Origin of the sequence: Marinomonas sp. ef1 (assembly GCF_002806845.1) — a bacterium.
Lineage (GTDB): Bacteria > Pseudomonadota > Gammaproteobacteria > Pseudomonadales > Marinomonadaceae > Marinomonas > Marinomonas polaris.
In genome coordinates, this window is sequence record NZ_NHTT01000016.1 from 1 (window position 1) to 12,824 (window position 12,824).

At 41.2% G+C, this 12,824-nt stretch carries 9 protein-coding genes; 4 read left to right on the top strand and 5 right to left on the bottom strand.

Annotated elements, in window-relative coordinates; genetic code table 11:
* The 4 genes from CCS02_RS18500 to zntR all read right to left on the bottom strand — a co-directional run.
* Positions 1–4,001, bottom strand: a 4,001-nt coding sequence (locus CCS02_RS18500) for a YDG domain-containing protein (RefSeq protein WP_100637408.1), incomplete at its 3' end; no start/stop codon positions are given.
* A gap of 10 nt (positions 4,002–4,011) precedes the next feature.
* The gene (locus CCS02_RS18505) at positions 4,012–5,841 is read right to left on the bottom strand and encodes a ShlB/FhaC/HecB family hemolysin secretion/activation protein (protein ID WP_100637409.1); all 1,830 of its coding nucleotides are present in this window, start codon (positions 5,839–5,841) and stop codon (positions 4,012–4,014) included.
* 105 nt (positions 5,842–5,946) lie between these two features.
* The gene (locus CCS02_RS18510; protein ID WP_100637410.1) at positions 5,947–6,963 is read right to left on the bottom strand and encodes a helix-turn-helix domain-containing protein; all 1,017 of its coding nucleotides are present in this window, start codon (positions 6,961–6,963) and stop codon (positions 5,947–5,949) included.
* A gap of 562 nt (positions 6,964–7,525) precedes the next feature.
* Positions 7,526–7,960, bottom strand: a complete 435-nt coding sequence (gene zntR, locus CCS02_RS18515) for a Zn(2+)-responsive transcriptional regulator (RefSeq protein ID WP_100637411.1) — start codon at positions 7,958–7,960, stop codon at positions 7,526–7,528.
* A 184-nt stretch (positions 7,961–8,144) separates the two neighbouring features.
* Here zntR and CCS02_RS18520 point away from each other — a divergent pair, with 184 nt between their 5' ends.
* The 3 genes from CCS02_RS18520 to trhA all read left to right on the top strand — a co-directional run bounded on the left by CCS02_RS18520 (position 8,145) and on the right by trhA (position 10,939).
* Positions 8,145–8,909 (top strand): undecaprenyl-diphosphate phosphatase, encoded by a 765-nt coding sequence (locus CCS02_RS18520; protein WP_100637412.1) that lies wholly within the window; start codon positions 8,145–8,147, stop codon positions 8,907–8,909.
* A 167-nt stretch (positions 8,910–9,076) separates the two neighbouring features.
* A complete protein-coding gene (locus CCS02_RS18525; RefSeq protein WP_100637413.1) occupies positions 9,077–10,171 on the top strand; it encodes an amidohydrolase family protein in 1,095 nt (364 codons plus the stop codon).
* A 108-nt stretch (positions 10,172–10,279) separates the two neighbouring features.
* Entirely contained in the window at positions 10,280–10,939 is a 660-nt protein-coding gene (gene trhA, locus CCS02_RS18530; protein ID WP_100187138.1) for a PAQR family membrane homeostasis protein TrhA, read from the top strand.
* A gap of 43 nt (positions 10,940–10,982) precedes the next feature.
* Here the strand turns inward: trhA and CCS02_RS18535 are convergent, their stop codons facing one another.
* Positions 10,983–11,381: a helix-turn-helix domain-containing protein gene (locus CCS02_RS18535; RefSeq protein ID WP_072841039.1), complete on the bottom strand. Its 399-nt coding sequence runs from the start codon at positions 11,379–11,381 to the stop codon at positions 10,983–10,985.
* A gap of 162 nt (positions 11,382–11,543) precedes the next feature.
* Between CCS02_RS18535 and CCS02_RS18540 the strand changes: the two genes are divergently transcribed.
* Positions 11,544–12,683 (top strand): EAL domain-containing protein, encoded by a 1,140-nt coding sequence (locus tag CCS02_RS18540; RefSeq protein ID WP_100637414.1) that lies wholly within the window; start codon positions 11,544–11,546, stop codon positions 12,681–12,683.
* Positions 12,684–12,824 lie beyond the last annotated feature (141 nt).

A 12,824-nucleotide genomic window follows, 5' to 3' on the forward strand; every position in this document is an offset into this window, starting at 1 on the left:
ATGTCCGCTGTGGTGACTGTGGTGGTATTAGACAAGTTATAATTACCAGCATCGGTGCCACTTAGGCTCAAACCAGAAACGGTAACCGTTTTATTTGTTCCTGCGTTTTTATCGGCAAATGCACCTGAAGCGGACGCTACCATTAAGTCATCCCCAGACACCATGCCAGTAAAACCTGTCCCTGATGTATCCAGCGTCGCTGTTGTGTTGCCATCGTATGTTTTGTCATCGGCTGTAATGCCTGTAATGGCGGAGATAACCGCTTTGGCTATGTCCGCTGTGGTCACCGCCGTGGTGCTTGCTAAGGAATAGTTAGCGGCATCGTCGCCACTTAGAGTTAAACCGGAAACAGTAACGGTTTTATTTTCTCCTGCGTTTTTATTATCAAATTCTGCTGTTTGTGAAAAACTGACATCATCTCCGCTTATTATTCCTGACAAACTTCCATTTACGGTAACATCGGTATTGCCATCATAGACTTTATTATCTGCAGTATAGGTTGCGGTGATAACTTTCGGATCAATGGTCAGCGATCCATCTACATAGGAGATAATATAACCTTGTTGATTTGAATATAATCCAGATGGCGTTAAGGTATAAGTGCCGGTATTGTTAGCGCCTTGACTGGTTCCAGAATAATTTACAGTTCCTAAAAGATTACTATTTGGCGTAGTAGAGTAGGTTACGCCATTCGCTCCAGAATACGCACTTCCATCATAGGTTTTAGTTGCATCATTAGCTGTAACAGTTAACGTTGTCATAAAATTTCTTAGTAGTGGACGAGTATATCCTTCGTAGAGTATCCAGTCATTGGTGAAGTCAAAGCCTGTGTAAGTATCTTGGATAAAGGCATCAATTGTGCCTGTACTACTATAAACGCCTTTTAGATTTGTAATAGTGCCGCTATCTTGTCCAACACCAATTGTCCGTCCTGTGGTATCAATATCCCAGTAACTATTCGTGATTGTGCCACCACTATTGGCTGCAACCAGCCCCCCCACATAATAACGACCACTATTGACACTGCCTGTTGCATAGCTGTTTGTAATTGAACCCGCAGAGGATCCAGCCAAACCACCAGCATAATCATTAATGGTTGTGACTTGGCCTGTTGCATAGCTATTTATAATTTGGCTACTAGAACTGCCACTACTTCCAACTAAGCCTCCAACATAATTATTGCCATTTACTGTTCCTGTAGCGTAACTATTTTCAATTCCTCTTGCATTATACCCAACTAAACCTCCAATATAGTCGTTACCATCTACACTAGCAAAAGAGTAAGAATCTTTGATGGTAATGTTATTTTCACTTGAACCTATTAGCCCCCCAACACTGTCATTACCCATTATTTTTCCTGTTGTGAAACTATTATTAATAGCACCATAATTCCATCCTACTAAACCACCGATATAATCTTTTCCTGTTATGTCTGCATTTATAAGTCCAATGTTCTTTATGGTTGAGCTAGAATCTAAAAATCCGAATAAGCCGATAAAGTCAGTGTTATCTCTATTGATAAAAAGATCAGAAATGGTATGTCCTACGCCATCAAAATTCCCCCTGAATCTTGTAGACTGGCTCCCAATAGAACTAAAACCACTACTGCTCCACATATCGCCGCTATAAATAATGTCGTTTGCTAAGGTGTATGATGCGGTTAAGTCCATCGCCATCAGTTGGAGTTGATGGTCATTAGAAATAGTAGTTGAGTATTCTGAGCGTAAGAAAGGACGGGTAGAGCCTTCAATCATGTACCAGCCATTTGTAAAATCAAAACCAGCGTAAATTGCTTCAGAAAAGGCATCTATTGTGTTTGTTGAGCTGTAAACACCAGTTATTCCAGATGAAATCCCGTACCCAACAGCATCAGTTTGCCCTGTACCATCTATATCCCAATAGACATTGGAAATTGAACCCTCCATCCTTCCTGCAAACCCACCCACATTATTACCATCGCCGGTTATTTTTCCTGTCGCATAAGAGTTTGAAACGGATCCACCTATTGAGCTAGTTCCAAAGAAACCACCAACGGCAGAATTACCACTAACGTTTCCTGTAGCATAAGCGTTTGATATTGTCCCGTCATTTCTTCCTATGAAACCTCCCGCCACACCATTGGTAGCTGTTGCGTTTGCTGTTGAATATGTGTTTGTAATGTTTCCCCTGTTGTATCCAGCAAGACCTCCGACAACTGAATAACCATTTATACTTCCTGTTGCATAAGAGTTTGAAACTTTGGTTGTGTTAGAGAGGTATCCTGCAAGACTGCCAACATTAGTATGACCCGTAATATCTGCGCCAAGAAGCCCAACATTTCGAATAGTTGAGTTTTCTGCACCTGCAAAGAGTCCTACAAAACCTGTTGTGTCTCTATCAATAAAAAGATTTGAGATGGTATGTCCAAGCCCGTCAAATAAACCAGTGAAGTTGTTCGTTCCATCGCCAAGCGGATCAAAACCTGCGTTGCTGTTCCATGTTGATACGCTTGAAGCGTCAATATTCGCGCCGAGGACATAATTGCCGTTAAGTCCGCCATTTATGCCTTGTAAGTCTGTTCCTGTGCTGGAACCTTCTGAGCCGAGGCCGGTAATAACGGTGTAGGTGATGGCGGCATCATTGCCTTTTTTCGTTTGGAATAGACTTCCTGCCGCGAGGTTAACGGGTGCATTGATAGAATAGTCGCCAGTGGAAGTGGTTTGCGCGTATTGCAGCACTAGACCATCGCTGATTGTTGTACCTGTGCTTGTCAGTTCAGCATTGATGGTGATGTCGTTATCGGCACGTAAGGTGAGGGTGTTGGCACTCCAATCTATGCTGGCATCGACGGTGATGTTGCCTTCATCTGTGCCTGTGCCGTTGGTTTCGCCTGCCCAGTTCACACCGTCTTCTGTTGATACGGTGACATTACCAGATGCTAGTGCGGTTTCAATCGCACTGGCTTTACTGGCATCAATGGTGATGTTCACCGGATCGATTAGCCATTCACCGCCATTGGTGTTGACCTTTAGGTCTTGGTCAATAGTTACTGTCGCTGCAGAGGTTTCAACAAAATTAGCTTCAAGAGAACCAGAAGCAATGACTTCACCATTGCTCATATCGCCCAGCAATAAAATACGTCCGTTCTGGCTGGCGATGGTATTAGCTTGTATCGTCCCCGAGTTGTTTACCACGCCTTTTAGGGCATCGGATGCGCCTTTGGCGGTTAGAATGGCGATACCTCCATCGGTTTGAATTAAGCCTTTGTTTTCAACCAAGCCGGCAAGGGTATTGGCTTTTACCTCGATAGACAGCAAACCATCTCCATCAAAGTCGAGCAGTACATCGGTACCCGCCGCCAATGCCACGTTGGACACAGAATCCGATGAAGTAGTGTTTGTAGAACGGTAGTTAATTGAACCTTCGTTGGTAACAGAAGGCGCAATCAGCGCGACGATACGACCGGAGATATTGCCTTTGTTGCTAATCGAGCCACCGATGCCGGTGAATTGATAATTTCCAGAAAGAAAATTCTCGTTAGTGATGTCCAGTGTCGACGCAATAAAACCGCCTGTTTGTACGCTGCCAGATGCGCCGATGGCCACGCCATTAGGGTTGATCAGAAACACTTGACCATTAGCGTTCAGGTTACCAAGAATTTGGCTAGCGTCTTGACCCACCACACGGTTGAGCGCCACGGATGACACACTGGGCTGATTAAAGGTGACCGAATTGCCGGCACCGATAGAAAAACTCTGCCAGTTGGCGATCATCTTATCGGTAGATTGATTGACCGTCATGGCCGAGCCATTCGAAGAAATAGACGCCGCACCAGACACAACCTGCCCACCAGTGGGTAAATTATCCGCAAACACCGGCATCGACAACAGGCTAGAAGTCGCCACCAGACTAACAAGCTTACGGCGAGCGGTTTTTTTACTGCCTGCACATTTTGCAGATTCGGACACAACCACTAGACAGCCAAGGGTTTTTGAATAAATAACTTTATAGATCTTGTTCATGGTTGTTTCCTCAGAATTTAGCCATGGCAGTTAGCCAAAATTGATGACGGTTTTTGCTGTTGTCTGCATTTCTGTCGGTGCTTGAGGAACGTCCCGGGTTGTCGCCTATTCCTTGTGCATATGTTGCAGATAAATTAAAGAATTTATGGGTCCAAAGTGCCGATACGCCAGCGCTTGTAAGACTATAATCATTACAACCGCAGGCGATGGTGGATGAGACTCCGTTTGGATTTTTGTTTACCCAGACATGTCCTGCATCGAAAAAGGTTGCAAACTGTAATTGACCCCATGATGTTGGTGTAGGAGCGTCATAACGCAACTCAATAGTACTGATCGTTCCCATATCGCCCCTACCTTCGCCTATGGGCCAGCCACGTACGCTATAAGGACCACCTAAAGAAAAATCTTCTGAACTGTCGAGGTTTTTGTTAGCCCATTGTCCACGTACACGACCAAATAATGAGAATGTTGCGGGTAGTTTTTGTAATCTGGTGAGGCTGGCATTTACGCGCTGGAATTGTCCATTGGTTTTTAAACCGGCTTGATCGCTACTCAGTGCAGATTCGACTCCTGAAAGATCTAGATCACCATAACTCCATGCCGCCGACCAATAAGTGATTCCATTTCCCATAAAGCGATCACGTGAATCGCCAGCAAGTTCTATTGTTCCTATCAGCGAGCGTTTATCCTGTAAATGTCCAGAGATACTGTCATCAACTAATGCTTTGGCATTTAGACTGCTATTAAGGTGTAAGTTGAAGTCTCGACTGCGAATAAGACTGTAATCTAATCCTAGGCCTAAAAAGTGAGCATAACCCTCAAGCTCTAGAGTTTTGCCTGTATCATCGATATTGTGATAATCGAGGTATCCGTAATTTGCCCGCGCGATGAAATCACTTACTCCGATAGGTGCACTAAATGAACTGTTGGCGAATGTTTGTCCCTCTGAAGAAATGACCATTAGTTTTGTTAAATCACCATGACCGGATATATCTGTGAATGTCGTGTCAGCTCTCAATTGCTCGCGTCCGGTGCTGTATGAACCAGAATTATCGATGGAGGCCGTTGCTGAAAAGATAGGTGCTTGTTTGAGGTATATAAGAAGGTTGCTGGTATTGGGTTCATCTCCGGGTGCTAGTCGAGCTTTTGCCGTTACTCCTGGGTGATCGTTGATGCGTAAAAGTGCTTCTTCTAATCCAGACTTGGTAACTTGATCTGGTGAAATGTAATTATCCGCTATAGTTTGTAAGCGTTCTTCATTTGCCCGTATTGGTGTAAATCTATCAAAGGCAATGTCGCTTAAACGCCCGTCAACAATCTGGAAAGTGATAGTTCCCTCAGTAATGTCTTGTTGTGGCAGTATTACGCTTGCTAGTAGATGGCCTTGTTGCTGTAGAGTTGACGCTATTGTATCGACGAGGTTTTGGATTCCTACTATGCCAATACGTTTTCCGGTAACACCTTCTGCTATATTTGTGCGAACTTGTTCGGGTAGTAACTCTGTTTTACCGGTAAAGCGTATTTCATTGACAATAATGGTTTTGCCAGTTTCTGTTGTTTCTGCTGTAGATGTTTTTTGCTGTTTCTCTTCCTGCTGTGGTAGGGATTCTAAGCGCTGAATGTCTTGTTGACTCTGTTGTTCGCGTAAAAGAGTGCCTGAGTCTGCCGCCTGTGCTGTATAGGCAGGTATAAATACCAAAATAGTGGCTGTTGCAGCTATTAGTTGACGCGTATATGGATATTTAGAAGACGTGTCTAATTTGATGGCACAGCTGGACTTCTGTACAAATGTAGAAGAAGTATTGTTACATGATTTATTTGCTATTGCTGCTTTAAACATTGCCACTCTGCACTCAATCGGAAAATTCCATCTAAGATACTTAGAGGGGATATGTGTCACTATCCGGTTTCCGCAAAAGTGCAAGTAATATTGATTTTTTGTAAGTTAATAGTGCTGTTGGCTGAGCGTAATAGAGGGTGATTCGTTAAATACTTGTTTGTAGTCAAGAGCAAAACGGCCAAGATGCAAAAAGCCAAAGCGCATAGCGACTTCAGTCACTGTTGTGGTTTGAGGGTCAGAAATAAGTAGGGTCGCACGCACTCGGTTTAAACGACAAAGTCTAAGATAAGCCAGCGGCGGCATATTGACGTAAGAGCGAAAGGCATATTGAAGCGTGCGCTCAGATACGCCTACTGAAGCACAAATATCTGCTATTGTTGGGGTAATATCAGCGGCTAATTTATGCTCAACAAAAGCGCGGACCATACGGCAAGTATGGAAAGCGCGTTGTCGCTCTGTAGGAGAAGGGAGCGAGTCTTCAAGGTTGGTTGAGGTGAGAATTTGCAGAACTTGCTGTAACAAACTATCACTGACAATGCTGTTATCTGCAACAATGCCTTTTGAGCGAAGCGCTTCGGCAGTGTTGAACCATAGATTTAACGCTGTCTTGAACTGACTAAGTTGCTCGGCTTTTAATAAGGCTAATTGTTGTGGTGGATTTTCCCACAAGCTTGGATTGAGTATACGAGCATTATTTAGAAACGTTTCCTGATTTAAGCTTACATAGTTGGTTTGAACGCCAGCTGGTACGAAAATATCGTACTCAGTTTGTTCAGGTAAGAAGAATAAAACGTTGGTTATGTCTGTGCTTAGTTCAGTAAAACGAAAATTTGGATCTCGGGTGCAATATGAGATGGTGCAAAAGTCTGTAGGAGTTGCCCCTACCTTTTGTACGGAAGCTAACTGAGACTCTCTAACAATCTTTTGGCTACCTAGGTCAATTATATCCATCTTTGCTAATTTCGTGCCCGAGCTTAACTGGTAACATTCCATGTTAGCCCAAGGTTGCATGGACGCTTGAATCGTCGCGTCTTCGATTTCGATCGAACGTAGATCCTGCTCGGCGATTAGTGTCGATTTTTTAGTTTGCTTGTCAAACAGTGCTTTTGTTTCTTCAGACACTTTGTATCTTCCTGAGTATTTATTTTTTTTCTTGTGAAAAATAAATTTCTATACAATCCATTTAATTATCACTGAATTTTATAATATTTTATGCATAATATCTAAAGCGATAATTGCGCCAACTCAAATAATATACAAGCTATTGATTTTTATTATTTTTTCTTCTTCTACAAGAAAAAAATTAACGATTCTTCGTTATAAGAACGATTTTTCGTTGTTTTTATAACGAAAAATCGTTTTTGGGTTTAAATGGTTTTGATTTCGAATCGATACAAACTGAGATGCTTCCTTTAATAAGCCAGACTCTCAGTAAGCAATCTGCTTTGCCTTTAGCAAGGATACTGGCATTTAAATCTTCTTTATTCTGAATTCTTGATATGACCTGACTATAAATGTCGCTCCATACTTGAATGTGCCTTTGTGCTAAGTGTTAGATGGCATGATCAAGAGGAGGAACATTCACCACATCGGGTTTTGGTCGACATACGTCAGAGAGAGTCCGAGCGTCTCTTGATTTTCTACTTAAGCGTTTTGATGAAGAATCACAGTGTTTATTGCCTATTTAATCGTGGTGGTGCTCATGGCGAACATCGTCTGTATTGGATTCGAGTGCTTCGAGTATGGTGCAATGCTCGGCACTTTCTTCTCCGCCGCAGCAAGCATCAGATAAGCGCTTGAGTGAGGTCTGAAAGCGAGTAAGTTCCGCAAGTTTTCTTTCGACGTCAGAGAGCTTTGTATCGACAAGGACTTTTACATCGGCACAGGCGTTGTCGGCTTTGTTTACTTCAATAGAGAGCAGCTCGCGAATTTCAGCTAAGGTGAATCCGACCCCTTTTGCGCGTAGGATAAATTGTAGAATCTCTTTGTCTTTTTCCGTGTAAATACGGTAGCCAGATTCAGACCGACTCGAAGGGCTGAGTAGGGCGTTTTTTTCATAAAATCGTAATGTGTCATTGTTTATGTCACATGCTTTAGCGAGTTCTCCAATGCGATACATATATTGCTCCTATTTATTACCTCCTAGTATAAACCTTAGACTTAGATCCTAGGTCAAGATTTCTTATTGATCATTTTTTATTTTTCTTTCACCTAAGATGCTTTATATTGCTGGCGCAGTTTTTTATGCATTTGATTTTATTGTGTTGTTATTAGTAGTTGTAAATAGTGGAAGGTAGGTTTTAATGGATGTACTACATAGTGTCATTCTCGGATTGGTAGAGGGAGCGACAGAGTTTTTACCTATCTCTTCAACAGGGCATCTGATTGTTGTCAGTCAATGGTTGGGAATGGAGCAGACGGAAGGCAATAAAGCGTTTGAAGTGATTATTCAGCTGGCTGCGATTTTAGCGGTTGTAGCAAATTATAAAGAGCGTTTTACATTTAAGCATTTCCGTTTGTGGTGCCAAGTATTTGTAGCTTTTTTACCTGTCGCTATGGTCGGTTTTTTGTTTCGTCACCAGATAAAAGCCATGTTTTCGGTTTCTGTAGTGGCGACAATGTTTATTGTTGGTGGTGTGATTTTCCTGATGGCAGAGAGATGGATCAAATATAAATCACCTAGTGTCGATAACTTGGATAACCTAAATTTCAAGCAAGCTCTGTGGATTGGTATTGCACAAGTATTTGCGCTTATTCCTGGTACTAGCCGCGCAGGTTCAACCATTGTTGGCGCTTTGTTCGTAGGCTTAAGCCGAAAAGCCAGTGCTGAGTTTTCTTTCTTATTAGCGTTGCCGGTGATGATGGCAGCTTCTGGTTATGATTTGCTCTCAAATTACAAAGAATTCGCCGGCGAGCAATTGATGCCTTTGGTGATCGGCTTTGTGGTGGCTTTTCTAAGTGCTTTTGTTGTTATGAAGTTGTTTATGGCGTTTTTGGAAAAATTCACCTTTGTGGCTTTTGGTTGGTATCGTATTTTGTTTGGTGGGCTTTTGTTGTTTCTCGCTTAGTTAAGACCTTTTTAAGGAGTGAAATCTTGCAAAGGTCTCTTAATCTATATTAGAGCGCATATTGAAACATGATTTACATTGAATAGTGGTTTACACATAGAAAGGGATGTTTTGTAATGTCTCTTTCTGTCTGCCATTTATCATGTATTTAATAGGGAATGTTTGTCATGCGTCGTTGTTTTCCTTTCGCCATTTTGGCTTCTTTATTAGCGGCTGGTTGTGCTTCTTCTGATAACACGCCAGCAAATCGCTCTTTGGATTCCTTTAGAGGCACATCTGCCTGTTATGACAGAGAGACAGAGCCTTACACCTCTGTTGTAGATACACACTTGCATTATCGACCTTTTGATGGCCGAGCGATTCCTTTTAATGAGGTAAATGAATACTTGTCTCGCACCACGGTGCGTTTTGCTAATGTTTACGGCATTGGGCAAATGTTGCCAGCTAATTCTTCCTGTTCTAATTACCTGAAATGCCCAGGAACACCAGTTTCTCCGACGACTCGTAATGATTTCGTTAATGCTGCAAACATGCTGGAATACAAACCTGACGACCTTCATCTTACTTTATCGATGACCTTCACTGATTTATCTAATCCAGAGCCGACTATTGAGCTAATGAAGCTTTATGAAAAGGAATACCCTGGTATGTTCCATTGGATGGGGGAAGTTAATTTGGTGAAACAAGCCCAATTTAATAATCGTCATAAGCCAGCAACGCCGAAAGATATTACTAAGTGGGCTGGTTTTATGGCGGAGTTAAGAGCCAGAGATTACCCAATTACGATTCATTCAGATATCGGAAACGATGCATCACCTACCTTGTATTTGCCTTTAATGGAGCAAGCATTAGCACTTTACCCTGAGAATAAAATAGTCTGGGCGCACATGGGCTTGTCTTATGAGCAAAAATCTATGAAGGCATCTGAGCATATTACTATCTTGTCTCGTTTGTTAGATCAGTATCCCAATTTAATGCTGGATATTTCATGGCGAATTTTGGAGGACTATTACTTTAGTAAATCTGCTTATCGTCCTCAATATGTTGCTTTCATAAATCAATATTCGGATCGAATTTTGCCAGGATCTGACTTTGTTGCCTTTCGAGATAATAGCTTTAAGGTATATCAGCAGGAGCTGGAAGTAACGAGTCGAATACATCAATATCTAGATGACAACGCTTTTCGTAATATTGCCTTGGGGGAAAATTACTTTAAATTATTAGATCTCGATTATCAGGCACCACAGATATGTAGCAAGTAGTGATATTTGATATGTTCTTGCAGTTTGCATAGTTTATTCGCTGTCTTTCATTGTTAAATCGATCCACTTGTTCCATGCTTTTAAAAGTGCATTTAGGAGGATTTGAGTATGGGGAAGTATATTTCGACTGTGTCTAATCGAGGGCAGTCATTAGGTGAGGAAGTGGCAAATAGCATCAGTCATGGCTTGGGGCTGGTGGCTGCTATTGTCGGTACCCCATTCCTTATTCTGAGTGCAATCGACTACGCTGATGTGAGTTTTGTTGTTGGGGTAAGTATTTTCTCCGGCACTATGATTTTGCTGTATTTGGCATCTACGCTTTATCATGCGATGCCAAGAGGCAAAGCCAAATACGTTTTTCGGGTGATTGACCATTCTGCTGTGTACTTATTGATCGCTGGGACTTATACACCTTTTATGTTGGGGGTTTTGGAAGGCGCATGGGGATGGTCCTTGCTTGCAGCTGTTTGGACGTTAGCACTTATTGGTGTTGGTCTTAAGGCATTTGGTAAAGCTTCCCATCCAGCTATATCCACTACACTTTATGTGGTGTTGGGTTGGCTTATTCTTATCGTAATTAAACCGCTTGTTTCCTTGATGGAGCCTAATGGTTTGCTGCTGTTGGTGTTGGGAGGTGTTCTTTACACGCTTGGAGTGGTATTTTTTGTTATTGATTCGCGTCTGCGCTATGGGCATTTTGTTTGGCATTTATTTGTTGTAGGTGGGACGGTTTGTCACTATTTTGCAATTTTTTATTATGGAGCTTAGTAATAGAAAGTTGAGTTACTGCTCTTTTGATTTTCTTAAATATTCATTGGCCTAGTTTTGTTTGCCATCTATGCAGTGTTTTTAACTGCTCTAATAACAAGGATTTGTTGTCTGGTGTCAGCTCGCTGAATAGTTTTAGAGCCACTTGTGTATCGTGGTTGAGCAGCAATTGGTTAATGTTCTCTTCTTTTTTTTCGTCATTCCCTTCTTGTTCTAAAAAATCCGAAATATTAGTTATTGGCTGTTCGCTGGCTGCATAGAGCACAGATGGCTTGGTATTGAGTGCTTTAGCTAGTTTTTGAAGTACTTTTTGGGACGGTTGCCTTAAGCCTTTTTCAATGCGTGAAACATTACTGGTAGCCATATCAGCCTCCAGTGCAATTTGTTCTTGTGTCATCTTACGTTGAATACGCAAAATTTTAATAACGTGGCCAATGTTCATGGCAAGATTATCTGTTTAATTTTGCCTATGTGGCAAAACCTGTGAGGCAATTCACTTGACACTATTTGCCATATAGGCAATATTGACGAACCTTTGTGTCTAAAAGACAAATAATTGATGGTGATCTGTGTTAATCGAAGCATGCAGTAGAAGGATTTTTTTGTGAAAACGGATAGTTTGAATACTGAGCGTGATTGGCAGGAGTTACAAGAAACGAATAGTCGCTTTATTGTGTTAGACAGTAATGATCTGATTGTTTCGTGTAATGACAAGGTAAAGCATGCTCGATTAGACTTACACAGAGAGGATATTCTTCCGTCAGATTGCTTCTGGCTAGACGCCGATCAACGTACATTTTGCTTTAGTGAATTCAAAGAAATTGCTGGAAAAGAAATCAAGCTTCTATTTATGCCTAGTGGCTCCGAAGCTCGTAGAGTGAAAGTGCTGGTAGAAGCGTTTCAGTTATTCAATCAACAATATTACAGCCTCCTTATTCAGGACGAACATGTAGAGTTTGATCAGGGCAAAACACATCCATTTTATGGCATGGCTCAGGCGTTAAGTGCGGATTTGAAAAATAGTCTGTTAGAGCTGCACTATCAACCTCAGATAAATATTGTTGATAACAGTCTTTATGGAGTGGAAGTCTTAGCTAGATGGACTAGCGATGAATTTGGAAGTGTTACACCTGATCGCTTCGTTGCTCTTGCTGAAGAATTTGGGCTAATTGCTGAATTAGATTTATGGGTATTACGTCAATCATGTCTACAATTAGCTTCATGGCGAGATAGAGGAATTCATATTCCTATGATTGCTGTTAATTTCTCCCCTCTCAGTTTTAATTATCCTAGCCTAAAAAATGAGATTCAAGCCCTTCTTGATCAAACTGGTCTTTTAGCTTCTAGTTTAGTTATTGAAGTCACTGAAAGTGAGAAGATTAAGACATCAGATCTTTTCATTGATGCAATTAATGACCTTCATTCAATCGGCATAATTATTTCCTTAGATGATTTTGGTACAGGATATTCTAATTTAAAAAGACTTCTGAAATTTCCTGTATCTCAATTGAAGTTAGATAGAACTTTTGTAAACAACTTACCTAATAAGCTTTCTAAAGACCTCAGTGAAGTAGTGCTTTCTATTTGTAAGAAAATAGGTGCTGTAGCGATTGCAGAAGGTGTTGAGACTCAGCAGCAGCTGTCTTGTCTAAAAAATATGGGTTACGAGGTTGTTCAAGGTTATATATTTTCTCCCCCTTTATCTAAATTTGAATTAGAACATTGGCTTTATACTATGGAATAAATTAGAAAATCACCGATTGAAAAAACATTTAAAATTAATTTAATATTTACAAAAGTATACATTATTTATTTGATGGGTTTTCTATTTGATTTATTTTATTATGTATTTACAAATCTACACATTTTTATTTTTTTCTTCTTG